The sequence below is a fragment of the Microbulbifer maximicatervae (SeqCode) genome, assembly GCF_052467615.1.
Genome location: NZ_CP174319.1, coordinates 947,436 through 972,767, shown reverse-complemented (window position 1 = coordinate 972,767; position 25,332 = coordinate 947,436). Strand labels below are relative to the sequence as shown.

Below are 25,332 nucleotides of genomic sequence, written 5' to 3'. Positions count from 1 at the left end.
TCAAAAGAGGGAACGACGGATACTAGCAGATAGTCAGAAGGCGCGAAATGCACGCCCTCTCCCAGATTTGCTTTAGCCTCGAAAAATTCAGCAGTTTAACTGGATAGCAAAGCACCCAAAGGCTGTGGCACCAGAAGTGGCCCCGGCTCACACTGGGGAAGCTGGAAATGATCCGGGTAGCGCACATCAACGAGATACAGGCCAAACGGCGGTGCAGTCACGCCGCCGGCGGAGCGGTCCCGCTGATCCAGCACCTCTTTTACCCAAATTGGTGGGCGCTCCCCTCGCCCCACGGCCATCAAAACCCCGGTGATATTGCGCACCATATGGTGAAGGAATGCGTTAGCACTAATTTCCAAGGCAATCAGCTGACCCACTGGAGCAATATCCAGGCGGGTAATTTCGCGCACCGGGCTCTTAGCCTGGCACTGAGAGGCGCGGTAGCTGGTGAAGTCGTGGCGGCCGATCAAGTAGCTGGCTCCCTCACGCATCGCGTCCAAGTCCAGTGAGTGCTGGGTCCAGGTTACCTCAGCGGCGCTGTGTGCCGAGCGGGTTGGTGCGCTGTGGATCAGGTAGCGATAACTGCGTGCGTGAGCGGAAAAACGTGCATGGAACTGCGCCGGCATTTCCCGAGCCCAGCGCACCCGCACGGAATCCGGCAACTTGGTATTAACTCCCTGTACCCAGGCGCGGTCCGGGCGCTGCGCTCGGGTATCAAAGTGAATGACCTGGTTGGTAGCATGAACGCCCGCATCGGTACGCCCGGCACAAACCAAGGTCACATCCTCCGCTGCAATAGTGGATAAAGCCCGCTCCAGATGAGCCTGGACAGTCTCCGATGCAGACTTCTGCTTCTGGAAACCGTGCAACTTGGCTCCGCAGTATTCAACGCCCAGGGCTATACGGCGCAGCCCTTCAGGCAGCCCCTCACCTTCAGGGACCTCCCCATTTGGCTTGTAAATATATTCCCTCTGCGTCACCTGACTCATATCACCAAAACCACTTGCTCTCCCCGCTGCGACTGCGCCGGGTAAAAATCACTGCCGGGAACTTCCCGGTAAAAATAAAAAAACCTCGCAACCAGTGCGAGGTTTTTTTCAAAAACGGAATACGCTGCTAGCTTACACCATCCGCTCCAGCATTTCCTCGGCGCGGTCTTTGTGCTCACCGCCACCATCCTGGGCGACCTCTTTGAGGATATCCTTGGCACCCTCTTCGTCACCCATATCCATATAAGCTTGAGCCAACTCCAACTTGGTCGCCATCTCATCGCCGCCTTCCAGCAAACTCAACTCTGAATTGAGGTCGCTTTCCAGGTTGAAGTCAAGGTCACCAAAATCAGAATCTGACGGCTTTTCAACAATCGCCTCAACCTGCTCTGTCGCTTCAGGCTTAGCTTCAACCAGGGGTTCTGGCTCAAGAGTCAAATCACCCTCAGTGGATTCATCGATGAGAGCCAGCTCATCCTCCAGGGAGAACTCCTCTTCGATTGCATCCGCATTGAAGTCCAGGTCGCTAGCCCCGGCCAGCTCCATACCTGCAGCATCGAGAGTATCCAGATCAGCATCGAGGGATAAATCTGCTGCCGGCTCATTGCTGGCCGCGACTACCTCTGCCGAGGGCTGCTCAGTTGCGTTGAGATCCGCAGCAATATCATCCAGGTCGATACCGTCGAGATCCAGGTCGGAATCCAAGTCGCCGCCGATCATCTCCAGATCGCCATCAGAGAAGTCATCCATGGATAACTCTTCTGCAGACTCCTGGGCAGAGGAGACTCCTTCTGTCAGGGAGATTTCCTCGCTCAAACCGCTGTCAACGGAATCCAGTTCCAGAGCATCATCCAATTCAAAGGCCGTATCCAGCTCAACCGAAGTCTCTTCTTCTGTCTGGGGCTGAATCTCTTCCTCCATCATGGAAAGATCCAGCTCAAAATCCAGGCCCGGAACGGAACCACCGCTGGTAGTTGCCTTTTCTTCCAGCTGGGCCTCAACTGAGGCCTCAGAGTTTTCTTCTGCCGCCGGCTCCAAGTCGAGGGAATCCAGATCCAACTCAGAGGTATCGAATTCTATTGGAGCATCGACACTCTCTTCTGTGTTATCAGAAAGCTCAAGCCCCAAATCCTCTTCAATCAAAGCGGGCTCTTGATTACTTGAGCCCAGATCACCCAGGTCCAACTCACCCAAATCAAGTTCATCAAGATTTAAGTCGTTTTCAACTTCTGGTTCCGATACCTCAGCAGTAACTTCTTGGCTGTCTCCGTCGAGAGCACTGTCCAGGTCCAAATCATCCAGATTGAACTCGGTATCCAGCGACTCACTTTGATCTGCGCTCGCCTGCAACGGCTCTTCAAAGCTGCTATCCAACTCCAGGTCCAGGGACAGCTCTTGCTCAGAATCAGAGCTTTCCTGATCCAATGACAGATCCATAGTCAGGTCATCGAGGAGAGAGGTATCGGGCTCCAGCGCGTCACCGCTACCAACCAGTCCCGGCTCGGCGCTGGTGAAGTCATCGTCCAGGGCCGCGCCGATATCGTCGAGCTGCGCCGCTTCGAAGGACTCATTGGAAAGACCCATAGCCGGGGCTTCAAAATCCGGCGCACCAGCAATGGATTCACGCAGGCGGGCGGCGCGATCGGCAGCAGGACCGTCGCTGATGCTGAGCAGCTGGCGGTAGTGATCGTCAAACTTTTCAACGTCCTGGTTGTGGGCGTAAACCTCCATCAACATCAGGCGCGCATCGACTACCTGCGGGTCCTTTTCCAGGCCCAGCAGCAGCTTGCTTTCCGCTTCCTCATACTGCCCCAGGGACAGGTGAATCTCCGCTTCAGAAATTGGGTCATCAGTGCCTACATCGCCGAGATCGCCCAGATCGAAGGTATCGTCTGCCTCCATGCTCTCAACTGCAGCGAGAGTTTCATCGGGTTCGGCAATATCCTCAGGAATATCCAGCGGCTCTTGTTCCATAGCCATCTGCTGTTCAAGTTCCTGCTGCGCCTCTTGTTCAGCCTTGCGGCGACGCCAGGTGAACAGGCCAAATATAGCGGCCAGCAGACCCGCACCACCCAGGCCAATCAGCATTCCGTTATCGGCCAGCTGCTCCATAAAGGTTGGCTTGGGCTTAGTTTGAACTTCAACTACACGGTTACGCGTCTCTGCTGGAGCCGGTTCTGCTTCAACAGTTTCTTCTTCCGTATCAGCAGCAACATCAAACTCTTCGCTGTCTTCAACAGTCAGGCTGTCATCTAAAGACTCTACTTCAACGCCATCCGCCTCAGTGGGGTCGAGCAACACGTCTGACTGCTCCGCGGCGGCCTGCACCGCAGCCAGTTCCTCATTGGAAACATCAATCAGCGTATCCATGGTATCGATCTGCTCGTCGAGCTCGGCGATACGTTCACGCAATTCAGTGTTTTCGAGCTTGGACTTATCCAGCTCTTCCTCAGCTACTGTGAGATCGCCTTCCAGCGCCTCACTGTCATCAGTGCCGACTCCAGAACCGGAAGTAACGGACTCATTGTCCCCCGGTGCAGCCAGGCTAACGCGCCCTTCAACCGTTTCGCTGACATAGGACTCCTCCTCAACCGCACGGGCATCCAGCGGTGCGCCAGTAGCCACTTCCACTTCGGAGCGCTGGCGCCAGGAGTCATTCTGTTGAGCCACCTCAGAAATCGCCTCCGTCATAGTCAGAGTGCGCAAATCCTCGGTGTTGGGCAGGCGCAGCACGGCACCTTTCTTCAACAGGTTGATATTGTCATTAATAAAGGCTTCTGGGTTCAGCCTTTGAATCGCCAGCATGGTCTGCTGAACAGAGAACTCGCGACTGGCGCGATTTTGCAGCGCGATTTCCCACAACGTATCGGAGGAACTTACCGGGCCATATACCTGGCTGTTGCTCTCACTGGTGTCTGTAGTCGTATAACGTGGCTGCGGGCGAGCGGGCTCGCGAGTTTCCGGGGCAGTCCTTTCAGTTGGGGCTGGTTCGGCTGGTGCCTGACGAGCAGCCGGGGCCGGTGTTGTGCGAGGCTGGGGCTGCTGAACTGGGGCTGTGCGACGCACTTGCTGCCGCTCGCGCTCAGCTGCGCGCACGGGTTGCTGCGCAGCCGTTGGGGAAAACGCCGGCAGGTCCATCAGCAGCGTATATTCGCGCAGTAGACGGCCACTGGGCCAGCGAGTTTCAACCAGGAAATTCAAAAAAGGTTCGCGAATGGCATCGCGACTGGAAATGCGGATAACCGGCTTACCACCGGAGTAGTCCACTTCAAAACTTAAAGAAGTAAGGAGGTAAGAGCGCTCGACACCAGCGCGTTCGAATTCTTCAGGACCTGCGAGGCGAACCCTAATTTCGGTATCTTCCAAACCGCGAGTCTGCAGCAGTCCGATTTCCGCATCGAGAGGCTGGTTAAGGGTCGAGTTGAGCTTGATCTCACCTAGTCCAAGCGCCAGAGCCGCGTTGCTTCCCAGTGCACCGACTAGACCAACTGCAAGTGCCAACTTACGCACACGCATATCCGATTCCCTTTATTGTTAGAACCTTCCCAGGGTTTCCGAAAAGCGCGCCTTCAGAATATCCCCATTACTGAACGGTAATCGTTCAACTAATTAGCCGCCGTTTAGGCAGCCGCCAACTATGGCGAATTTTTCGCCAGTCTCAGCCAGGCCAAAGTTAAGATTACACCTTCACTATGGCCGCTAAGTATTAAATATCAGTAGTTTTTTAGCAACAAGTGGGCAATTTGTGCACAGTTTATTGCTACATCTTTACGCAGGTTGTCAGACACCGCACAAAGATTTAACTGTCGCTTGTTGAGTAGACTTTGGCGCAAGCGGCCGATGATTGTCACGTCACTGCCCACCGCACTTTCTGCCGAGGGCTGCTCCGCCATTTTGAGGCCAGCGCCATTTGCCAGCAGCGCACGCACTTTTTCCAGGTCGACATCTTCAGTTAAAGCGACGCCCAAATTAGCTAGCTGACCGTGGAAAACAGAGACCGTATTGATGCTGGTATCAACTGCTACCGCGTCTCCGAATAAGCGGCGCAGGTCGTGAACCAAAGTCAGCTCACTGAGGGTGTGGCCACTGGCGAGCAGAGCCTCGCAGGCACTGAGCTGGTTAAACGCCAATCGGTGGCCAATCTCAGGATCAATTTCTGCGTCCTGGCCGCTAAACATCCGCGCGGTTTGTGCCGCCATAGCATCAATTGCGGCCTTGCCCAGAGCAGACACCGGCTGATTGAGCTGTACCTCTACCGCTTGCAGTTTATCTTTCAGGGGCGCCAGGGCCTCCGCCACCATAGAGGCGCCGGCACTTGGCAGCGCAACAACACGGCGCTCGGCAGAAGCGAGTTCACCGCTGTTAAACATTGGGTGTACCAGGGCAACACTTTCATCGCCACGGGTGTTGTTGGCCACGTCTACAATCCAGGCGCCATTTTGCTCTGCTGCAGCCATGGCGGCTTCAACGGCATCACCGGCGCTCAGCAGAATCACGACCTGCTTATCGTTAAATGTAAATTTCTCCAGGGACTCCACCGGAATATTGCGATTGGCAAATACTTGGGGGTCCACTTCCCGTTCGTCAGTCTCCAGCAAACTCAGCTGCTCGGCGGAAATTACTTCACGCTCTTCGAGTACTTCCAGCAGGGGACCAAAGGCGGCGTTATCAACACCGACAATGACCAGTTCGCGGGTGGCTTCGGACATGGCAAATCACTTCATTGAATTGGAAAGGGAAAAATGAGGGGCGATTATACCCGTGGGGAAAATTCGAAAAAGGCGCTATGACAAACAGTAGCCGTTTTTTACGCGAAGAAGTTCACAGCTTGGCAAAAAGTCCTCCACTAAAGTGGCCTATTTCCACTCTTAGTAGAGGACTTACTCAGGTTCGTACCAGTTACAGTTTGCCGAGTAAAATCAGCAGGATTCTGCGCAGGGGTTCTGCGGCGCCCCAAAGCAGCTGATCCCCTACAGTAAAGGCGTTTAAGTACTCTGGACCAACGCTCAATTTACGCAGTCGACCAACAGGAATATCCAACTTTCCGGTAACTGCTGTTGGCGTCAGGTTCTGCACCGTAGCCTCACGCTCATTGGGCACCACATTTACCCAGTCGTTGGCACCATTTAACAATTGTTCAATGTCGGCAAGTGGCAAATCTTTTTTCAATTTTATGGTGAAAGCCTGGCTGTGGCAGCGCATGGCACCGATACGTACACAAGTGCCGTCCACCGGAATCGGGTTTTCGGTCTGTAAAATCTTGTTTGCTTCAACTTGCGCCTTCCACTCTTCGCGGCTCTGGCCATTCTCCAACTGGGTATCGATCCAGGGCAACAAACTGCCTGCCAGTGGCGCGCCAAATTCTGCCGTGGGGAATTCTGCTGAGCGCATATCTGCTGCTACTTTGCGGTCAATCTCCAGAATGGCGCTGGCGGGGTCGGCCAGCTCTGTTGCCACACCATCGCGCAGCGCACCCATCTGCGAAATCAACTCGCGCATATTGCGCGCACCGGCACCGCTGGCCGCCTGGTAAGTCATGGCGGTAACCCACTCGACCATGCCCGCCTTAAACAGTCCACCCAGAGCCATCAACATCAGGCTCACTGTGCAGTTGCCACCGATAAAGTTTTTCTGTCCGGCATCAATTGCGCGATCAATCACATCGCGATTAACCGGGTCCAGCACGATCACAGCATCGTCCTGCATTCGCAGGCTGGAAGCCGCATCAATCCAGTAACCCTGCCAACCGGCCTCGCGCAAGCGGGTAAAAACTTCCTTGGTGTAATCGCCACCCTGACAGCTGACAATCGCATCCAGCTGGATCAGTGCATCAATATCGTAAGCATCGCCCAGTGGCGGCAGGGGCCTGCCGATGTCCGGCGCCGTGCCTCCGGCGTTGGAAGTTGAGAAAAAAACCGGGTCGGCGATATGGGCAAAGTCATCCTCTGCTCGCATGCGCTCCAGTAATACCGAGCCGACCATGCCGCGCCAGCCGATAAAACCTATTTTTTGCATTGCGGTGTCCTGTATGTGAGGTGGTCAAAGTGCGCCGCCGGGAAAGCGGCGCGATAGTGGAATCGAAAATTGCGGTTTCGAAACTTGTGGAATCGAAACTTAAAGTGCGGCTACAACGGCAGCGCCCATCTCTGCGGTAGAGACTTTCTGGCAGCCGTCGGTATAAATATCGGCAGTGCGCAAACCCTGCTCCAACACCTTGCTCACTGCTGCTTCAATCGCATCTGCGGCCTCATTCATATCGAGGGAATAGCGCAACATCATGGCAGCAGACAAAATAGTCGCCAGCGGGTTGGCGATACCCTGGCCAGCAATATCCGGAGCGGAGCCATGGCACGGCTCGTAAAGACCAAAACCGCTTTCGTTCAAGGAGGCGGAGGGCAACATACCAATGGAACCGGTAAGCATGGCGGCAGCATCGGAAAGGATATCGCCGAACATATTACCGGTTACCATTACATCAAACTGCTTGGGCGCCCGCACCAATTGCATCGCCGCGTTGTCCACGTACATATGGGACAGCTCTACATCAGGGTATTCCGGAGCCAGACGATCCAATACCTCGCGCCAGAGCACTGTCACTTCCAGTACATTGGCTTTGTCTACAGAACAGAGTTTGCCATTGCGCTTTTGTGCCGCCTCAAAGGCAGAGCGGGCAATGCGTTCAATTTCTGATTCGCTGTACACGTAGGTGTTAAAGCCTTGGCGCTCACCATTTTCCAGGGTCTTGATACCGCGCGGCTCACCAAAGTAAATGCCGCCGGTCAATTCGCGCACAATCAGAATATCCAAGCCGGCAACCACTTCAGGCTTTAACGAAGAGGCATCGGCCAGTTGTGGGTAGAGAATCGCCGGGCGCAGATTCGCGTAGAGGCCCAGGCCGCTGCGAATTTTTAACAGGCCTTTTTCCGGGCGAATTTCCCGCTCCAGGGTATCCCACTGGGGGCCGCCTACCGCACCGAGCAGCACCGCATCGCAGTCACCCGCCGCCTTCAGCGTTGCGTCGGTCAGAGGCTCACCGTGGGCATCGATAGACGAGCCACCAATCAGCCCCTGCTCAAAACTGAGCCCCAGATTGAATTTTCCCGATGCAACTTCCAGCACCGCCATGGCCTGTTCAACAATTTCCGGACCAATGCCGTCACCCGGCAGAATCATTACTTTTTTCGTCACAGGAATTTCCTTTAATTACTGAACCGCATCAAAAAGCCAGGGGGCTTTCTCTCGGCGCGCCTGCTCATAAGCGCGAATATCATCGGCGTGCTCCAGGGTCAGACCGATATGATCGAGACCATTTAGCAAACAGTGCTTGTAGAAGACATCCACTTCAAATGGAATCAGCTCGCCACAGGGCTTGCGCACATGCTGCTGTTCCAGGTCGATGGTGAGCGCATAACCCTCCTGCCCGTGTGTTTCCTCAAACAACTGGTGCACTACATCTTCCGCCAGGACAATTGGCAAAAGACCATTTTTAAAACAGTTGTTGAAAAAGATATCGGCAAAGCTGGGCGCGATAATTGCGCGGAAGCCGTGATCTTCCAGTGCCCAGGGTGCGTGCTCACGGCTGGAACCGCAGCCAAAATTCTCCCGTGCAATCAGCACTGAGCCACCTTGGTAGCGGGGGAAATTAAGGGGAAAGTCCAGATTGAGCGGACGGCCAGAACAGTCCTGCCCGGGAACCCCCTCATCCAGATAGCGCAACTCATCAAACAGGTTCGGGCCAAAGCCAGAGCGCTTAATGGATTTCAAAAACTGCTTGGGGATGATCAGGTCGGTATCCACATTGGCCCGATCCATCGGTACCACGAGACCTTCGTGCTGGGTAAACGCTTTCATCAAACCATCTCCTCTTCCAGCTGTACCGGTGCCATCTCTCGCACATCGACAAAGTGGCCGGCAATTGCAGCCGCTGCTGCCATACTGGGACTCACCAGATGCGTGCGGCCACCGTAACCCTGGCGCCCTTCAAAGTTGCGGTTGGAGGTGGAAGCACAGTGCTCTCCCGCCCCCAGCTTGTCCGCATTCATCGCCAGACACATGGAACAGGACGGTTCGCGCCACTCAAAACCGGCTTCAACAAAAATCTCGTGTAACCCCTCGCGCTCAGCCTGGGCTTTTACGGCCTGGGAGCCCGGAACAATCAGCACCTGCTTGACGCTATCCGCCTTGTAACGGCCCTTGGCAACTTCTGCTGCTGCGCGAAGATCTTCAATCCGGGAGTTGGTGCAGGAGCCGATAAATACGCGATCCAGTTTGATATCACTGATATTCTGCCCGGCGTTCAACCCCATATATTCCAGCGCTCGCTCCATGCCCGTACGCTTGGTGGCATCGCTCTCGTCACTGGGAGTAGGCACCTGGGCGCTGATCGGCGCCACCATCTCAGGGGAAGTGCCCCAGCTGACCTGCGGCTCAATATCCTCACCGATCAATACCACGACTTCGTCAAATACCGCATCGTCATCGGAGTGCAAGTGGCTCCAGGCCTCAACTGCCCGATCCCACATTTCGTCTTTCGGCGCGTAGGGCTTGCCTTTCACGTAATCGAGAGTGATCTGGTCTACCGCCACCATCCCCGCGCGAGCACCGCCTTCAATGGCCATATTGCACACGGTCATACGGCCTTCCATGGACATGTTGCGCATCACTTCGCCACCGAATTCAATCGCAAAACCGGTACCGCCAGCAGTACCGATTTTGCCAATGATCGCCAGCACCACATCTTTTGCCGTGACACCCGGGCGCAGCTGGCCGTCGACGCGAACCAGCATATTCTTCATTTTCTTCTGGGTAAGGCACTGGGTAGCCATCACATGCTCCACCTCAGAAGTGCCAATACCGTGGGCCAAGGCGCCGAGCGCCCCGTGGGTCGAGGTATGTGAGTCGCCACAAACCACCGTCATACCCGGCAGTGTCGCACCTGTCTCAGGCCCGATCACATGCACAATACCCTGCCCCGGCTCATTGATGCCGAACTGGACTACATCAAAGTCACGGCAGTTTTCATCCAGGGTCTGTACCTGGATTCGGGAGATATCATCACGAATACCACTGACGCCAGCGGCGCGCTCGGCCGCCTCGGAAGGCACATTGTGGTCGGGAGTGGCGACTAGCGAATCCTTGCGCCAAGGTTTGCGACCAGCCAGACGCAGGCCTTCAAACGCCTGGGGGGAGGTCACCTCGTGAATCAGGTGGCGGTCGATATAGATAAGTGAGGAGCCATCATCACAGTTCTTGATCAGGTGGTCCTGCCAGAGTTTGTCGTAGAGTGTTTGCCCTGCCACAGCCATTCCTCTCATTAGTTAAGAGCCTGAGTCTACCCAGACCCACCAAATAACACCAATTTATATTTATTATCTAAAGTATTCCTAAATGGAATTCGAAAGCCAAACTGGGGTAAGATCCATCTTCTGGCGTCTCGGCCATTTATACAGAGGCTCAATCGGGGCCTTTATCGACAAACCACTTCAGGGGAAACAGCTTGGAACTACAGTGGCTGCGGGCATTTCTGGCAATCGCCGAACAGGGCTCGGTATCCGAAGGCGCCGAGCTGCTACACCTGACCCAGCCCGCCATGAGTAAGCGCCTGGCTGCCCTGGAGCAGCAACTGGGCTCCCCGCTGTTTGACCGCATCGGACGGCGATTGCAGCTCACCGATGCCGGCCGCGCCCTGCTACCCCGCGCTCGCCATATACTTAATGAAATCAGCGACACCGAACGAGAACTCCGCGCATTGAGCAATTCGGTCAGCGGCAGCTTGCGTATCGCCACCAGCCACCACGTAGGTCTGCATCACCTACCCCCGGTGCTGAAAGAGTTCAGTTTCCGCTACCCACAGGTTGCCTTGGACATCGATTTTGTCGACTCGGAACAAGCTTACGAAGCCCTGATGGCCGCCAAATATGAATTGGCCGTGGTCACCCTGGCACTTAAGGAGTATCCGCACCTGAATGCCGAAGTGATCTGGCCCGACCCCTGTGTTGTGGTGGCGGCCCCAGATCACCCCCTGGCAAAGCTGCCGGAACTGGAACTCACCGACCTCGCCAACTATCCCGCCATACTTCCGGATATGAATACCTATACCGGGCGCCTGATCAAAAGAGAGTTTGATGCCCAGGGGTTAAAACTCACCGCGAAGCTGGCAACCAACTATCTGGAAACCATTAAGATGATGGCCTGTGTCGGTCTCGGCTGGAGTGTTCTGCCCCACACATTGGTGGACAGCAGCCTGGCTGTGCTGCCAGTCAAAAAGCTGCAAGTACTGCGAAACCTTGGCGTGATCAGTCACCGGGGACGAACATTGAGCAATCCCGCCAGCGCGCTACAACAGATGTTGTTCGAAGCAGCTATTTAGTGAGGCAGGAAAAAAGCGACCAATTTACTAACAGGCAATACCCAAACGCACCATTTTTACCAGTGCAAAACGTTAAAGATTTGTAAAAATGTGCAACTTAGCCACGGCACGGGAAAAATTTATCTGTAAACTCCGCGACAAATTCATCACGGAGTGAAGTCAATGAAGAAATCCGCACTTGCCTTGAGTACCCTCCTCGCCTGCGGCACCGCAAGCGCAGATACTATCCTCGGCCTTGATGCTACTGCCGGCGCATGGCTGCCAGGCTATAGCGGTAATATCGGTACCGACGAATACAAGCTGGATAACCTGTCCCTCTCGGAAGATAACATTACCTTCCTGCAGGTTGCCCTGGAACACCCCATTCCCCTGGTGCCCAATGTGCTTCTGGCCCACAGTAATATCGATACCGACGGTGACGATACCCTGGCCACCTCCGTTACTTTTGATGATGAAACCTTCACTGCCAATTCAGAAATCCGCACAGATCTGAACCTCACCCATACCGACGCCACCCTTTACTACGAAATTTTGGACAACTGGGTAAACCTGGATGTCGGTTTAACTGCGCGTATGTATGACGGTGAATTTACCGCAGTGAGCGATACCCAGGCAGAGACTGTCGACCTCACGGGCTACCTGCCAATGGCCTATGGCATGGCGCGCTTTGATCTTCCATTTACCGGCTGGTCTGTAATTGCCCAAGGCAATGCAACGGCCTACCGTGGCGATACCCATACCGACCTGACAGCTAAAGTGCGCTGGGATTTTGTACCGGCTGTCGACTTTGCTATCGAAGCTGGTTACCGCGTAATGACTCTCGACCTGGAAGAGCTCGACGACTTGCAGAGCGATATTGAAATCAAAGGACCATACATCGGTTTCAACCTGCACCTGTAAGCAATCCACCTAGGATTGCTGTTCGCGCTCCCCAAAAACTTTTGCAGCAGTAACGCCTGCGAGGTATAGCTACCTCGCACAATCTGCACTAAGGTGGCCCAGAAGGGGAGCGCAACTCACAGGTAGGGCCATGAATCCATTACTCGAAAAGCTCGGAATTTCCCATCCCATTTTTGCAGCACCCATGGCCGGGGTATCCACACCCGCTCTCGCCGCCGCTGTATCCAATGCAGGAGGACTCGGCTCACTTGGACTTGGCGCCTGCTCAGTAGAAAAAGCCGCAGATGAAATTCGTTGTACTCACGACCAGACCGAGCACCCCTTCAATGTAAACCTCTTTTGCCACCAGCCCCCAACAAAAGATCCCCAACGGGAGCAAGCCTGGCTTTCCCATCTCGCCCCACATTTTGCCGCCTTCGATGCACCGGTTCCCAAGCTGATCAATGAACCCTACTCAACATTTATCGGCAATAAGGCCATGCTGGAAGTTTTGCTCGAGCAAAAGCCACCGGTTGTCAGCTTCCACTTTGGCCTACCGTCAGAAGAGTTTATCGCCGCACTAAAAGGTGCAGGGATTATCTTGATGGCCACAGCAACTTCCCCTCAAGAAGCCAAACTTGCTGAGGATGCTGGTATCGATGTTTTAATTGCCCAAGGTATTGAAGCTGGTGGGCATAGGGGGGTCTTCCACCCAGAGGGCGACCAGGAAATTGGAACTCTGGCCTTGGTGCGATTGCTGTGTTGCCACAGCAGCCTACCAATCGTTGCTGCGGGTGGCATTATGGATGGCGCTGGCATTCGCGCTGCACTATCTCTCGGGGCTAGTGCCGTGCAAATGGGAACCGCATTTGTCCTCTGTCCGGAATCTGCGGCCTCCGACAGCTACCGCAGCGCCTTACAAAGTGAGCGCGCACAGCACACAGAGATCACCGCCAATATTTCCGGGCGCCCCGCTCGCGGTATCAGCAACCAATTCTATAAAGCGCTAAGTAAGGGCGCTCCTCCTCTGCCGGATTACCCGATCGCTTACTCCGCGGGCAAAGCCCTGGCTCAGGCAGCTACAAAAGCGGGCAATGACGAATATGCCGTTCAATGGGCCGGACAAGGAGCCCCTCTCGCACGAGCCCTGCCCGCAGCCGGATTGGTGACAGCTTTAGTAGCAGAGCTGGAAGCGAGTAAATGAAGGGAGCTATTGGCAACTACCATTTATAGAGCTGCACAATTAAAGAGATACAATCTCCGAACACCACCCTTCATCATCGCGCTCAACGCAAACTAGTTGGCTGGCTGTATCACTCGCACTGACAATCTCACCTTCGGGGCCCCAAGCTGCACTACAGCCGGCTGTGGAATAACCACCCGTCGGCTGATTAAAGTTCGCAATAGCCACCAATAAATTGTGCTCTAAAGCATAATTTGCCAACTGTTGACTATCCTCCGGGTATCCCATCGGAGTAATCAATACCCCTGCCACATAAACTGAAGCCCCCTGCTTTTCATAGGTGGCAACATGACCTGGGTTACACACATCTGCACAAATAGCCAGAGCTACGGTCTCACCTTCGATGTTCAGTGATAGATATTCAGATCCGGGAACGAACCATTTTTCTTCTCCTGGGTGCAAATGTATTTTCAAATAAACAGAAATCTCACCCTGAGGAGAAAATACGAGCGAACCGATCGCAATACCATCCTTCTGACGAATAGGCACACCCACAACTAGCCAAACACCACAGTCAGCTGCCAAGTCAGCTAGAGGGCTTAACTGTGGATCGTCGATCTTAAGCGCTAATTGTTCAGCCAGATCCGGCTCATATCCAGTTAATGAAAGTTCGGGAAACACCACAATAGAGGCCTTTTTCCTTACTGCGACTTTTACAGCATGGATATGTGACTCAATATTGCGTTCAATATTTCCTTTCACTGACGGCAACTGTGCCAATGCTAATTTAAACTTGCCCATCACCCCACCCTTCAGATCACCATTTAAATACAACATGAATCGACTAAATCATTGTATATGTTGCACCACAAGTAATAAGCATCGATTCTTGATTGTGTTAATTTTTAAGTTTCTTCCAGCTATAGAATCCCTATCTTTAAATAAATAACTTACATTTTCTTCAGGTATCTATTTAAAAATAAAATAGTTGACTGAAAAAATAACAACCAGCCAAGATAAATATTTAGACTCTAATCTTAGAGAGTTTGCATTTAGAGCAGCGGACACAAGAATCAATCCACGGCAGCTAGCACTAACAATTGGGAAACGGCAGGTTACTGAGTCAGCGCTCATTTCCAGCAAGCGTTGCATCAACCATCTCCCCGCATGATCCAAGATAGTTATGAGGGTCAAGAAGCTGATCTAACTCCGCATCAGAGAGAGCCCCTGACACCTTCTTATCTTCCTTTAACAAGTCAGAAAAAGGACGACCCGTCTCCATTGCCTGGCAGCAAATCTGGTAAACCAAATCGTGGGCATTCTCACGCCCCAGTTTAGGTCCCAGTCCCATCATTACAGCCTCAGAGAGCACTAAACCGCCAGTCATTTCCAAATTTCGCATCATTTTTTCTGGAAATACCTGAAGTCCTTCTAGCGCAAAACGTGCCTGGGATAATACCGATGCGGTAAGACAGAATATTTCCGGCAGAACAATCCACTCTATTTCCCACGGGCCCGTAGCCCGCTCATGGTCTTCAACCATCGCTTCCAGCAAAGAGGCAACCTGCTGTCTAACCACTGGGACAGTACCGCTGATAAGAACTGCTGATAGAGGATTGTGTTTTTGGGGCATTGTACTAGACGCTCCCCGGCCAGATATAAGAGGCTCCGCCACCTCCCCGACTTCTGTCTGTGCCATTAGTTTTATATCGAGGGCTATTTTTCCCAAGGTGCCAGTAATCAGCCCCAATAGACAAGCCACTTCGGTAACGCGATCTCTCATCGTATGCCAGGCGATACAAGGGACTCCGAGATCGAGTTCCTGCATGATTCCTCTTTGAACTTCTAGCCCCTGATACCCCAGGGAAGAAAGATTACCCGCCGCACCACCAAATTCCCCTACAAACGCCCGAGACTTTATCTCTTTTAAGCGCATTTGATGGCGATGAATACCAGCCAACCAAACAGCCGCCTTGTAGCCGAACGTTATAGGTACCGCTTGTTGAAGATTGCTGCGCCCAACCATAGGCGTATCCCTGAAACGCTTGGCCAGGCTCGCTAAAGCATCTGCTATCCCATTGACCTCCGTCTCAACAATTTCAAGCGCCGCCCTATTCTGTAAGACGGTTGCCGTATCCGTAATATCTTGAGTAGTAGCCCCCCAATGACACCACTGACCTAAATCTCGACTACACAGTGCCACTAGCTGCTCTACAACACCCAGCACTGGATAACCAATCAGCTCCGTTTGCTCCTTAAGCTTTACAAAATCTATCTGCTTGGCGTCACAGTGTTGAGTAATGTCCTCTGCAGCCTCTGCAGGGATTATTTTTAACCGGGCCTGTACTTTGGCCAGCGCCGCTTCAACATCGAGATAGCGCTGAACACGCTGTTCATCCGAGAAAATCTTCCGCATTGCTGAAGTACTAAAAATATCGCAAAAAACGACCGAATCAATCGCGGTTGCTCTCATATCAAATCACGCTCAACAAGATGCCTAGACGCCAGCAGAATCAAAACCACAATAACATCAGATTAGCCAAGGAAGAGATATCCTAAAAAATTAACCTAAGTATCGAGACGCCAAGAATATGGGGAACTAGAGGCGCCGTTAATCAGGCACAGCAATCCAACCTAAGAGAATTGAATACAACAAGCTAAAACATAACTCCTGATTACATCACCCCCTACCCAAACAGCTTCTTAAGGCGAATTTAATCCATTAAATTCAACCCCAAAAAATAAGTTTTATTTGACATATATCAATTCTAAAAATAACAGTACTGCTAACCTGAGCCGGCATGAAAAATATAAATAAAATATGAGCTATGAATATTCTATCTCAACAAAAAGACTTTGAGGATCCTCCTCCAGCTTTGCATACTCAACCAAGCAACAAAATCAAACAATAAAAAACTGCCAGCATGCCCACGCAAAACAAGCTGCAGAATACAACAAAACACCAAGTGGATTTCCTGGTAATGACTAACTTTATATATTTAAAATGCTAGCCTTATCAAAACAGCAATTAAACTTAAATAATTAAAGCCGCAAATACCTAAAATTTCACCAGCCATGTAGTAAACACTAATACACACACCACTGCATAGCATACTTTATCCCTAAAATTGAAGGAGCAGTTCGGGATGAACTTACCACTATCAACTGAAACCATCTATAACAAACAAGCTCACAGCTGGAACCGCTCGGAGAAAATCCTACTCAGTGATTTCACCGCTCGCCCCAAAGTTTTGGAGGCAATCGGAGATATCTCCGGGAAAAACATATTGGATATGGGCTGCGGTGAAGGCTATGTATCCAGGATGCTACTTGATAAGGGAGCAGGTTCAATCTTTGGTGTTGACTCTTCCTCAGAGATGATTTCCCAGGCAAAGAAAACGGCTTCTGCTGGAAACTTGACGAAAGCAGAATATGCAGTTGGAAATGCCGTTACATTTACAGAATTCCCTAGAGATAAATTTGACCATGCTATCGCTGTATTTCTTTTCAACTATCTAACCATAGAAGAAATGACAAAAGTGATAAGCAAGGTCAAGAATCTACTAAATAAAGGGGGTACCTTTATTTTTACAGTGCCTCACCCTTGCCTTCCGTTCATGAGGGAAGAAGTTCCTCCATTCTACTTTCAACACGGCAACATGACTTATTTAGATGGTATAGATCAAACATTTGAAGGAAAAATATGGCGCAGAGACGGCAAGCCAGTTTCAGTACGATGCGTGCATAAAAATTTTTCACACTATTTTGAAGCTCTGGCACAAGCTGGTTTTAAATCCCTGCCAACCGTTCAAGAACTCTCAGTGACTCAAGAGCACCTCGACCTAGATCCAGATTTTTTCTCACCACTAGCCGGCTATCCACTACACGTATTATTTAAGGTGCAAGTAAATGACTAACTTAGCCCCAAGTGAAGTAGTTCAAGCTCAAGCCTGGACTGCTAATGATATGACCGCAACTTCCAACTGGAAGTTTCTGTGGCCTTCAAACTGGAAATCTGAAGTCGAGGCTTTGGAGAGCTGGGCCAAACAACAAAACAACCCGATTGATAATCTGATCCAAGAATCAGTTGCCACACCTGAGTTCGACCAGCTTGCCAACCAGATAAAACATGAAATAGAACATGGTAGTGGTGTGGCATGGATACAGGGCGAGGAATCATTAAGCAAGCCAACGCTTAACCTACTATTTCTAAAGCTTAGCCTGGCAATGGGCAATACTATAGATACTTATGGCCGGCTTTATGGGATTCTCGACACAGGAAAAGACTACACTAGCGAAGCTATTCCTGTATCTCAGACAAATGCACCCACTGGCGTTCATACTGATAGCTCACAACGTACCGTACAACCAACGATACTTGGATTATGCTGCCTTACTCCGGCAGTTGAGGGTGGAAAATCGAAAATCGTCTCTGCGGCTCAAGTTCATGAAAACTTACGAAAAACTGCCCCACAAAAACTAGAGATCCTGTACAACAACTATATTAGGGATTTAGTTACTCCAGGCAGTGACAAAAACATAAAAAGCATACTTGAGAACTGTTTTCCTATTTTCGAATATTCAAACGAAAAGCTCAGTATTCGTTATATGCGGTACTGGATTGAGAAAGGCCATCAACGCGTGAACCAGCCTTTATCAAAAGAAGTACTTAAGGCTCTGGATATACTAGATAAGGAATTAAACAGTGCGGAGAATACATTAAGCTTCTACATGAACTCTGGAGATATGGTCTTCGTTGACAACACCAAAGTCCTACATGATCGGGATGGATTTATTGATACTCCGGATCAGAAGCGGGTTTATACCAGGGTATGGATTGATTAGGCTCCATCTAATCAACCCATAAACCATATACTCTTTAGCAGAACGCCATCACTTTGTGAGCTAATAATTTGCGAAATGCTGATTGGTAGCCTAAGAAAAACTGGAGAAGTACTTTAAACACTTCTCCAGCTTTAACGGGTGAAAGATTTCCCCGCAAAAATTTCAATTAACTTCCAATTAAACCTAACGATACCGGATACCTACTATAGGCAGGCTAGTCATTTTATTAACACCTCAAACACCGGACTTATGAAGTTGGAGGATTTTTTGGGCAAAACTAGGCCAGCTTTTCAAAGCTTCTTGTTTTAACTTACATGGCTTCCCTTGCCTGATTTTTACCCCTGCATGCAGCACTTGCTGATATGGAGCTACAAGGTATCACAAACGCTGTATTTGAACGTGCTGAATTTTACCGCCATATACAACCACATCTTCCAAGCCGGAATACTCTACTTTTTCTCCAGCATGTGTTTCACCTGTAAAGTTAAAATTGAAATGAACTATCCCGGGTTTGGTTTCTGTAACACTGCATACTTCCCACTCAAGCTTTGAAAACATACCATGATGAAGCCTCTGCATAGACATAATGTCATTCACACCTAAGAATAGATCTCCTTTTCCTGACCTGAATGTGGAGCTTTCACAAAATAGCTTTGTGATTTCATCAAAGTTACTTTCGTTTGAGAGTTTGAAATAATACTCTGCCACTTCCAAAGAACTCATCATCTTTTATTCCTCTCGATTACACATATCTGAGTTGTAGCATAGACCTACTCATAAGCGCAACGCTTTACTCAGGCCATCACCATGGTAAAGCTGCTTTGGTCTACAGCACAAAGCGAGCAGAACATAGGATTCAGCAATTTGTTATGCTTTACTCCAAATAATTGAAAAAACAACCCACATGAATATAGGAGTATTGATTCCTAGTGATAAAACACCAAAATGTTGAAAACATTTAAGCTTGGGCTTCCATCTGCTTTTGTAAATTTTACTAAATCGAAACGGTTCGTCAATTTCCTTACTTGAAATAAACATCGAAGTTATCATTATCAAAGCAGCGACAACCAATATGATTGATTTTATCAAACCACTCAGTTGAGTAAAAATCACAACCCACCAAGAAATCGGAACTACACACCCAACAAAAAAACCTAACGCAAATAATGCTCTATATTTCATCCGACCTTTTAAAAATATAACAATTCAAACACATGTGTGCGTTAGCACGTCTGTCAGATTTGATTTGATTTACTAAAGCTTGGGCAGACCTTACACACAACACCCCAATCAGCCGACTGAATTAGTGGTCGACAGCTTTAAATTGTTATGACCTTTCGCACACAAAAAATATGCCCACGCAATTAGTATGATTTGCAGTGGCGCACGTAATAACAAATAAACAGGCCCCCATTGATGCCCGCCAAGACCAATACCGTTTAATGCCGCATAAATATTTGCAGGAAAGAAAATAATGAAAACTACAATAGCAAGCCATGCAGCATGGAGTTGATATCTTGGCACAAAAAGAGCAATACCTATCAATAGCTCAATCAATCCAGTGAGATAGATTATCGCTAGGCGAAAAGGAACCCAAGACGGTAACATTTCCACCATGCCCTCCGTTTTAACAAAGTGCCCAACGCAGAAGAATATGAAGGTTATTCCCAATCCCCAATAGGCGTACTTTTTAACATTCAGAGGCATGCCGCTAAACTTTGAATAAATAAAAGAGATACCTAAGGGACTAGACAACAGTAAAAGAATAATTATTGGAGTTACCATAGTTTTCTCATAACGCTAAGCTCACCCACAGAGACGCATTCGCGCTGGAGCCGGTGACAGCGCCTTGTGTGGTTGTTCTTGCCCGATTCTGATATTGAAAGTACTTTTCGCTAACGGGTAAATTGGGAGCCATCTTCGGTGGCCACCGAAGACCTTGTTAGTCACAGTTCATTGCTAAACCGATTAGTTTATATAGACCATTAAAGAGTACGAACGTGACAGATATCCGCAAGGCACAACTAAGATAGTTATGTGTATCTCAAGCCCAAATAGCAAGGTAGAGATAGCTTATCGCATGGAACCTCAACTGATCAATATCGGAATTGATACCGGTAATAAATAACTCGATATTCATGTAAGATCTACAGGCCAATTCTTTAGTGTCACCAATATAAATTTCATTAAGTCATTAAGGACGCCTCTCAATCTCAAAGAATATTAGCAGAGTCTACAGAAAGACTCGAATTAGAGTTTATTTGCGCACGGAGAAAGCAGACTCCCCCCCCTAAATACGATCGTGAAAAATAACACCTACCGGGATAAAAGTATGGCTTAAAAAATTGACGAGCAACCATAGTCATTTGCTATGAGGGCCTCTCACTGCGATGTAATCCCAATGACCGAACTGATTGAGAGTGATTGTTTACAGCTGGGGGATACTCCCTCTGAGCAGCAATACTGGATAGTTATCGCCGTATAATAACCCGATGCGGGCATATGAAGTAAAACACTGGGTTGCTCACTGCCGACTTTATAATCCATAGAAGAGCTTGAAATTTTCTTTTTATCAAGCAATAGAAAGGTTTGAACCCGTCCCGCTAAGCAACTTTCGAGTTTGTTAGCAAACTCAAGCTGATATAGAAAAGTATTAACACTTCCAGAATCTATTTTTCCAACTTAATAGACAGCAAGTCAGCATTTACTCGTGTTACTTAAGTATTTTTAGGTGGGCAGAGGCCATACATTCGCCACAAAGCGCTAAAAATAAAAATTTTAGAACATGCTTAAACATAGCTGGTTTAGCTCATAATGGCGGATTCAGGCTCGCCAGGAGCGAAGCGCCACCTGTGTATTAAGGGGAGCGCAGCAACCTTACACTCAAAAGTACGTAGCTTTGGGTGTCGACTGGAACCCCTTGTTGTGTAGGAGGATTACCATATGATACTTGTAATTACTATTACTGCTACAATATACAAAACACCATTAATCGCAGTACGAATAGTTAACGGTGGGTCAGATTCTCTAGCGCTCAATTTCTTATATAGATAAATACTACTTAAGCTAACAAATACACATATCGTAGCAATTACATAATCTTGAACGCTAGGCACTGCCTTGTCTGTAAGAATATATGCAAAAAAAAGCAAAATACCTGATATAGGAAGCCCTATAGCTGTATATGCACTTAGCAGTACATTTTTTGTTTCACTGTTCATTCTTCACCTCGAACAAAACGCTTAAATTAGGTACTTCTTAGGCGTCATCTGGGTTTACAGGTTGTATGAATTCACTTGATATTATTTTGCTTTTTAAACCTGCGCACCTTTGTGCGGATATTTTTCATTGGAGATGAAGTATTAAACTGGATCATCCTCCCAAGGGTGTAACTTTTATACCAACTGTGTCCATAAAGTTCATCATTGCTCAACGAGTCTACAAGCTTCAGTATTTTTTGTATTGTAAACTGGAATTCTGTCAGCAACTGTTTATAAGACCAATCCTTATAGGATGCATGAAAGTGCTGCGCTAGCCTCCCAAGCTCATTCCACCTGTAACCTTTTTTTGGAAAATCTACTTCAAGATTATTTGCCCTAAGCTCATGCCACTTTAGGACAAGATTTCCCCAACCGATCAGGTATGAAATAGTATCAGAAACGCTTATTTCTGTATTTTTTATATTACCTTCGACACCAATCTCTCTCGAAAGCTCCTTGGGGACTCCCATATAATCAGCAAATAAATTTTCATAAGAATTTTCAATCGAGGAGATTAATTCTTCTTTATTTTTCGAAATTGAAGACATAGCTATCAATGGTTACTCGATTACAGAGTATTTACATAACATTCGCACTTGCAGTGGGTGAAGCGTGGCGTAAGCCATTCGACCGCGATAGCGGCAAATAATATGTGCTTGTTCAGTGATTTACACCCACCATCACGGCACCGCCATCTCCACCAAAACCTCCTATATCATCACTGCCAAGGTAAGCGCCAGAGCTAAAGCTAAAGCTAAAGTTCTGGGTTATTCCAAACTTTACAGCTAACCACAGTACACTGGAGATTAGGACGCCAGTAAATACTATCGGGAAAAAACTGAGTTAAGAAAATTTTCGGAAGTAAGATCGATCATATACCAAGATCCGACTAGGCCGAAAAAATTAATTATGAATGATTTCATTTGCTCCCCTTGTACCACTTAACACCTTGCGGAGACCCATAGGGCCGTAAACTCGCTGCCTGTGATTGTTATTTCCGTATACACTCGCCGTCCATATTGTAGCTTATTTTGAGCCTCACGCCATGAACTGGGGCAGTTACACCAATTAATTCCCTAGGCACTAACTTGTATTTCATAAGAGCTTTTCTAGCTGCCTCATCAAATACGCCTTCAGGATAAGAATCTATGATTTTAACATTTTCAAAAAAACCACCAGGCATTACCGTCACTTCGAACTCTACCCAACCCTCTATACAATTTTTAAGTGCCTCTAAAGGATAATTTGGCTTTACATAAATTATTGTTGCCGACGCAATTCCGAACATGAGAGAAATAGTGAGAGTGAATATTATTGGAATGCTCTTCATGTTCTTATTCTCACAACGTTAAGATCAGCGGCGGCTTGCTTAGTAAACATTTAACATACATATTGGAGCGCAGCAACGGTATAAAAAACGCACAAAATAAAACGTCAGCTACATTGCCTTGTTAAGGCTTTTGCCTGCTAAACGTAAATTTATTGCCATTTTCTACCAGCCTTCTAAAGAAATCCTTATCAATCTCGGCAATATGAGCCTTTACCATATAAGAACCATCCATGCGAAGAATGAGAGTGTTACCTATTAACTCCCAAGCTCCTTCAAAAGGTAAAACCAAACAGCCTAGTTTTGGATAGTTTGTACACTTAAAAGTGTTGTCATATCTAAACTCACACTCGTCCCAGCCTGACTCACCACCAAATATGTCCCCACTCCTATCCTCCCAGGTGCCTACTAGATCCTGAGCTAAGCAAGTATTGCTACTTAGTAATATTAGAGTGACGAGCTTATTCATGGAGAACCTTAACACCTTTAGTATGTGCGGCCGCGTAGCAAACGTCACATGTCTAATTTTATTATATGCATTTGCCTACTGCCTTAATTGAAAAATATACTGTACCTGCATGACTTGTCTTTTTGTATAGGCACAGCTCTGAGCCTATTTTTACTTGGCCAGGAGAGCTTACCCCCACATGAGCCAAGTTGCCGTTAGCTAATTTGACCAAGAGCTTAGGCTCATTTCCAGTTTGGCTGCCATCATAAACCTGAGCATGCGCGACACCTGAAACAAGCTCAGTGCTTTTAGGAAAACCGACATATAGGAAGAGCACTCCAATTCCTAGCGTAACCAAGATTGCGAACAGAATGCCTTTGTGTTCGCAATACCAGAGTTCAACTGTCGCAAATATGGCTCGTTTATCTTTCATAGTCTAGACAATGCTGCCATTGCTTGTTAGCTTTTTTACTGAAAGTCCCCACGAGCTTTTAAAATACCATTTTTCTTCAAAAGAAACAGCTTATCGATATAGTTGCCGTAAACTACTACAGCAGAACTTCCCTCTATTTTGCAGTAAGGCTCAGGGAACTCGATCTTCACTGGCTTGATCTTCGTGTTCTTATTATATGAGTGGGCATAGTCATAAGCGGCATATGGAAGCCACGCAGAGGCTGGAACGAACATCACCTACTTGTTAGCCTTTGCCACCAAGCTCGAACTTCTGATGCAACTCATAGATTTGCTCCGTAAGGATATTATTACAATTCTGAACCGAAATCCGAGCGCCTGACTTATCTCCGATAACCACATATCTTACCCCGACTTGAAAGTCGTATTTGCACGTACAGACTGTATCAAGCTTTAGATAGATTTTTTCAATCCTATTTCCATTAAGATCTTCGACCTTATCAAATAGAACTTCAATAGACTCTATTCTTTCTTCATGCCCCTTTTCTTGCGATACGATAGCCTTTCGATATTGAACCTCTCCACGAAAGATAAAATTCGACTCTTCTATTCTTTCAGATAATGTTTTCTTCGTATATTCAATCCAGCAGCTTGCCAGCCCACTTGGTGAGTATATCAATAGAGCTAAGACTACTAAGAATTTATTCATGGCTTAGAGGCTAACGCCGCGCTGAGCCGAGGCTAACTTTGGGCGCTTTATGTGCAAAAATGGGAGCGTAGCGACCGCGCATAAAGTGCACAAAGTTAGACGTCGGCCTGCAGCGCATTGTTAAATTTATTCTCCGCCGGCGCCTGAATCGGAGGCATCTGCACCGGCGGCCAGTATGCGCCCAGGAACCTTACCTACCAGCCACAAAGTATTACAACAATAACAATATTGGTAAATCGGATCTCCAGGGACTTTTCCATGTGGCTCTATCTTCCCTATACGCAATCGGCAATTTGGACACTTAAATACTTTAAATCTGAAATTGTTGATTGCGACCAGTATTGAGAAGAAAGATATTAACAGAAGTACCACCCCTCCAATAAATTTTCCTGCTTCTTGTGGGCCTACATGTGTATAAAGTTGACCCAACAAGAAAAAATGCAAAGCGCCAACAATTGCTATCGCCAGGAATATGGACCCATTACTTTTATTTGCCGTTTTTATTCGTGGTTCGTTCATGGTGGAATTTAACGCTTTGCTAAGGGACAGACAAACCAAAGATTTGGCTGTCCCGCGTGAGCCGCGCCTTTTGCGGCTGGAGTGCACTTCAGCAACTTGTTAAGTGTTGCTCTCAAGCCAATAAACTCCGTCATGTTGCCCAACTAAAATTTTATTGATTGATGGAATAAATATTTCAATATCACCACCAGGTTGATGCTCCTCTTCAATTGCCCCAGCGATAAACTCTTTAAGCTCTCTTCTATCCATTGAGGCTGATTTTCTAATTTCACCTTTATTATGTGGACGCACTCTATCAAAGCTAACAACATCACTACTCAAGGAATCTATTAGTTCGAAAATATCATCCTTATTCAAGTATTCCATATGAATTGACACTTAACGCCCAGCACA

Annotated in this window: 24 protein-coding genes; 5 read left to right on the top strand and 19 right to left on the bottom strand. The window is 48.6% G+C overall.

Translation table 11 applies throughout. From position 1 onward, the window contains the following. Positions 1–95: 95 nt before the first annotated feature. The 7 genes from truA to leuC all read right to left on the bottom strand — a co-directional run bounded on the left by truA (position 96) and on the right by leuC (position 10,288). A complete protein-coding gene (gene truA, locus ACJJIM_RS04435) occupies positions 96–989 on the bottom strand; it encodes a tRNA pseudouridine(38-40) synthase TruA (RefSeq protein WP_413664951.1) in 894 nt (297 codons plus the stop codon). A gap of 132 nt (positions 990–1,121) precedes the next feature. Further along, positions 1,122–4,505 (bottom strand): FimV/HubP family polar landmark protein, encoded by a 3,384-nt coding sequence (locus tag ACJJIM_RS04430; protein WP_413664950.1) that lies wholly within the window; start codon positions 4,503–4,505, stop codon positions 1,122–1,124. Between the two features lie 197 nt (positions 4,506–4,702). Continuing rightward, positions 4,703–5,698 carry an Asd/ArgC dimerization domain-containing protein gene (locus ACJJIM_RS04425; protein WP_413664949.1) on the bottom strand — a complete coding sequence of 332 codons (996 nt, stop codon included), beginning with the start codon at positions 5,696–5,698 and terminating at the stop codon, positions 4,703–4,705. 190 nt (positions 5,699–5,888) lie between these two features. Continuing rightward, complete coding sequence (asd, locus tag ACJJIM_RS04420) at positions 5,889–7,004, bottom strand: aspartate-semialdehyde dehydrogenase (protein WP_413664948.1); 1,116 nt, start codon at positions 7,002–7,004, stop codon at positions 5,889–5,891. Between the two features lie 99 nt (positions 7,005–7,103). Beyond that, positions 7,104–8,162, bottom strand: a complete 1,059-nt coding sequence (gene leuB / locus ACJJIM_RS04415) for a 3-isopropylmalate dehydrogenase (RefSeq protein WP_444908428.1) — start codon at positions 8,160–8,162, stop codon at positions 7,104–7,106. Between the two features lie 30 nt (positions 8,163–8,192). Further along, the gene (gene leuD / locus ACJJIM_RS04410) at positions 8,193–8,840 is read right to left on the bottom strand and encodes a 3-isopropylmalate dehydratase small subunit (RefSeq protein ID WP_444912511.1); all 648 of its coding nucleotides are present in this window, start codon (positions 8,838–8,840) and stop codon (positions 8,193–8,195) included. Further along, positions 8,840–10,288, bottom strand: coding sequence for a 3-isopropylmalate dehydratase large subunit (leuC, locus tag ACJJIM_RS04405; protein ID WP_444912510.1), 1,449 nt, complete (start codon positions 10,286–10,288; stop codon positions 8,840–8,842). Before leuC ends, leuD begins: the two co-directional genes overlap by 1 nt. Before the next feature lie 197 nt (positions 10,289–10,485). On the opposite strand from leuC, the gene ACJJIM_RS04400 reads away from it, so the two are divergent. The 3 genes from ACJJIM_RS04400 (at position 10,486) to ACJJIM_RS04390 (ending at position 13,441) form a co-directional block, all read left to right on the top strand. Continuing rightward, complete coding sequence (locus ACJJIM_RS04400) at positions 10,486–11,358, top strand: LysR family transcriptional regulator (RefSeq protein ID WP_282931865.1); 873 nt, start codon at positions 10,486–10,488, stop codon at positions 11,356–11,358. A 162-nt stretch (positions 11,359–11,520) separates the two neighbouring features. After that, positions 11,521–12,258 carry a TIGR04219 family outer membrane beta-barrel protein gene (locus ACJJIM_RS04395; RefSeq protein WP_282931864.1) on the top strand — a complete coding sequence of 246 codons (738 nt, stop codon included), beginning with the start codon at positions 11,521–11,523 and terminating at the stop codon, positions 12,256–12,258. Positions 12,259–12,388: 130 nt separating this feature from the next. Then, positions 12,389–13,441, top strand: coding sequence for an NAD(P)H-dependent flavin oxidoreductase (locus tag ACJJIM_RS04390; protein ID WP_444912509.1), 1,053 nt, complete (start codon positions 12,389–12,391; stop codon positions 13,439–13,441). Between the two features lie 39 nt (positions 13,442–13,480). Here ACJJIM_RS04390 and ACJJIM_RS04385 read toward each other — a convergent pair whose 3' ends face one another. Both ACJJIM_RS04385 and pcaB read right to left on the bottom strand, forming a co-directional pair. Next, positions 13,481–14,221, bottom strand: a complete 741-nt coding sequence (locus ACJJIM_RS04385) for a carbon-nitrogen hydrolase family protein (protein ID WP_444912508.1) — start codon at positions 14,219–14,221, stop codon at positions 13,481–13,483. A 322-nt stretch (positions 14,222–14,543) separates the two neighbouring features. Further along, positions 14,544–15,893 (bottom strand): 3-carboxy-cis,cis-muconate cycloisomerase, encoded by a 1,350-nt coding sequence (pcaB, locus tag ACJJIM_RS04380; RefSeq protein WP_444912507.1) that lies wholly within the window; start codon positions 15,891–15,893, stop codon positions 14,544–14,546. A 673-nt stretch (positions 15,894–16,566) separates the two neighbouring features. On the opposite strand from pcaB, the gene ACJJIM_RS04375 reads away from it, so the two are divergent. Then, positions 16,567–17,337 carry a class I SAM-dependent methyltransferase gene (locus tag ACJJIM_RS04375; RefSeq protein WP_444898081.1) on the top strand — a complete coding sequence of 257 codons (771 nt, stop codon included), beginning with the start codon at positions 16,567–16,569 and terminating at the stop codon, positions 17,335–17,337. Continuing rightward, positions 17,330–18,265, top strand: coding sequence for a TauD/TfdA family dioxygenase (locus tag ACJJIM_RS04370; RefSeq protein WP_444912506.1), 936 nt, complete (start codon positions 17,330–17,332; stop codon positions 18,263–18,265). Before ACJJIM_RS04375 ends, ACJJIM_RS04370 begins: the two co-directional genes overlap by 8 nt. A gap of 378 nt (positions 18,266–18,643) precedes the next feature. Here ACJJIM_RS04370 and ACJJIM_RS04365 read toward each other — a convergent pair whose 3' ends face one another. From ACJJIM_RS04365 to ACJJIM_RS04320, 10 genes are all read right to left on the bottom strand, one after another. Next, positions 18,644–18,991 carry a hypothetical protein gene (locus ACJJIM_RS04365; protein ID WP_444898083.1) on the bottom strand — a complete coding sequence of 116 codons (348 nt, stop codon included), beginning with the start codon at positions 18,989–18,991 and terminating at the stop codon, positions 18,644–18,646. Positions 18,992–19,555: 564 nt separating this feature from the next. After that, the gene (locus tag ACJJIM_RS04360) at positions 19,556–20,050 is read right to left on the bottom strand and encodes a DoxX family protein (protein ID WP_444898084.1); all 495 of its coding nucleotides are present in this window, start codon (positions 20,048–20,050) and stop codon (positions 19,556–19,558) included. Positions 20,051–21,201: 1,151 nt separating this feature from the next. After that, positions 21,202–21,486: a hypothetical protein gene (locus tag ACJJIM_RS04355; protein ID WP_413664936.1), complete on the bottom strand. Its 285-nt coding sequence runs from the start codon at positions 21,484–21,486 to the stop codon at positions 21,202–21,204. Between the two features lie 71 nt (positions 21,487–21,557). Continuing rightward, the gene (locus ACJJIM_RS04350; RefSeq protein WP_444912505.1) at positions 21,558–22,073 is read right to left on the bottom strand and encodes a ClbS/DfsB family four-helix bundle protein; all 516 of its coding nucleotides are present in this window, start codon (positions 22,071–22,073) and stop codon (positions 21,558–21,560) included. Positions 22,074–22,516: 443 nt separating this feature from the next. After that, positions 22,517–22,855, bottom strand: coding sequence for an energy transducer TonB (locus tag ACJJIM_RS04345; protein ID WP_444912504.1), 339 nt, complete (start codon positions 22,853–22,855; stop codon positions 22,517–22,519). Between the two features lie 121 nt (positions 22,856–22,976). Then, positions 22,977–23,321 (bottom strand): lipocalin family protein, encoded by a 345-nt coding sequence (locus ACJJIM_RS04340; RefSeq protein WP_444912503.1) that lies wholly within the window; start codon positions 23,319–23,321, stop codon positions 22,977–22,979. 61 nt (positions 23,322–23,382) lie between these two features. Continuing rightward, a complete protein-coding gene (locus ACJJIM_RS04335) occupies positions 23,383–23,733 on the bottom strand; it encodes a hypothetical protein (protein ID WP_444912502.1) in 351 nt (116 codons plus the stop codon). A 264-nt stretch (positions 23,734–23,997) separates the two neighbouring features. After that, the gene (locus ACJJIM_RS04330) at positions 23,998–24,420 is read right to left on the bottom strand and encodes a hypothetical protein (RefSeq protein ID WP_444912501.1); all 423 of its coding nucleotides are present in this window, start codon (positions 24,418–24,420) and stop codon (positions 23,998–24,000) included. Between the two features lie 126 nt (positions 24,421–24,546). Then, the gene (locus ACJJIM_RS04325) at positions 24,547–24,939 is read right to left on the bottom strand and encodes a hypothetical protein (RefSeq protein WP_444912500.1); all 393 of its coding nucleotides are present in this window, start codon (positions 24,937–24,939) and stop codon (positions 24,547–24,549) included. A 99-nt stretch (positions 24,940–25,038) separates the two neighbouring features. Then, positions 25,039–25,305 carry a hypothetical protein gene (locus tag ACJJIM_RS04320; protein WP_444912499.1) on the bottom strand — a complete coding sequence of 89 codons (267 nt, stop codon included), beginning with the start codon at positions 25,303–25,305 and terminating at the stop codon, positions 25,039–25,041. Between the last annotated feature and the right edge of the window lie 27 nt (positions 25,306–25,332).

Bases quoted from the DNA above. Each gene is read 5' to 3' on its own strand.
- truA (WP_413664951.1), bottom strand. From the start codon at position 989: ATGAGTCAGGTGACGCAGAGGGAATATATTTACAAGCCAAATGGGGAG.
- ACJJIM_RS04430 (WP_413664950.1), bottom strand. From the start codon at position 4,505: ATGCGTGTGCGTAAGTTGGCACTTGCAGTTGGTCTAGTCGGTGCACTG.
- ACJJIM_RS04425 (WP_413664949.1), bottom strand. From the start codon at position 5,698: ATGTCCGAAGCCACCCGCGAACTGGTCATTGTCGGTGTTGATAACGCC.
- asd (WP_413664948.1), bottom strand. From the start codon at position 7,004: ATGCAAAAAATAGGTTTTATCGGCTGGCGCGGCATGGTCGGCTCGGTA.
- leuB (WP_444908428.1), bottom strand. From the start codon at position 8,162: ATGATTCTGCCGGGTGACGGCATTGGTCCGGAAATTGTTGAACAGGCC.
- leuD (WP_444912511.1), bottom strand. From the start codon at position 8,840: ATGAAAGCGTTTACCCAGCACGAAGGTCTCGTGGTACCGATGGATCGG.
- ACJJIM_RS04395 (WP_282931864.1), top strand. From the start codon at position 11,521: ATGAAGAAATCCGCACTTGCCTTGAGTACCCTCCTCGCCTGCGGCACC.
- ACJJIM_RS04390 (WP_444912509.1), top strand. From the start codon at position 12,389: ATGAATCCATTACTCGAAAAGCTCGGAATTTCCCATCCCATTTTTGCA.
- ACJJIM_RS04385 (WP_444912508.1), bottom strand. From the start codon at position 14,221: ATGGGCAAGTTTAAATTAGCATTGGCACAGTTGCCGTCAGTGAAAGGA.
- pcaB (WP_444912507.1), bottom strand. From the start codon at position 15,893: ATGAGAGCAACCGCGATTGATTCGGTCGTTTTTTGCGATATTTTTAGT.
- ACJJIM_RS04375 (WP_444898081.1), top strand. From the start codon at position 16,567: ATGAACTTACCACTATCAACTGAAACCATCTATAACAAACAAGCTCAC.
- ACJJIM_RS04370 (WP_444912506.1), top strand. From the start codon at position 17,330: ATGACTAACTTAGCCCCAAGTGAAGTAGTTCAAGCTCAAGCCTGGACT.
- ACJJIM_RS04365 (WP_444898083.1), bottom strand. From the start codon at position 18,991: ATGATGAGTTCTTTGGAAGTGGCAGAGTATTATTTCAAACTCTCAAAC.
- ACJJIM_RS04360 (WP_444898084.1), bottom strand. From the start codon at position 20,050: ATGGTAACTCCAATAATTATTCTTTTACTGTTGTCTAGTCCCTTAGGT.
- ACJJIM_RS04355 (WP_413664936.1), bottom strand. From the start codon at position 21,486: ATGAACAGTGAAACAAAAAATGTACTGCTAAGTGCATATACAGCTATA.
- ACJJIM_RS04350 (WP_444912505.1), bottom strand. From the start codon at position 22,073: ATGTCTTCAATTTCGAAAAATAAAGAAGAATTAATCTCCTCGATTGAA.
- ACJJIM_RS04345 (WP_444912504.1), bottom strand. From the start codon at position 22,855: ATGAAGAGCATTCCAATAATATTCACTCTCACTATTTCTCTCATGTTC.
- ACJJIM_RS04340 (WP_444912503.1), bottom strand. From the start codon at position 23,321: ATGAATAAGCTCGTCACTCTAATATTACTAAGTAGCAATACTTGCTTA.
- ACJJIM_RS04335 (WP_444912502.1), bottom strand. From the start codon at position 23,733: ATGAAAGATAAACGAGCCATATTTGCGACAGTTGAACTCTGGTATTGC.
- ACJJIM_RS04330 (WP_444912501.1), bottom strand. From the start codon at position 24,420: ATGAATAAATTCTTAGTAGTCTTAGCTCTATTGATATACTCACCAAGT.
- ACJJIM_RS04325 (WP_444912500.1), bottom strand. From the start codon at position 24,939: ATGAACGAACCACGAATAAAAACGGCAAATAAAAGTAATGGGTCCATA.
- ACJJIM_RS04320 (WP_444912499.1), bottom strand. From the start codon at position 25,305: ATGGAATACTTGAATAAGGATGATATTTTCGAACTAATAGATTCCTTG.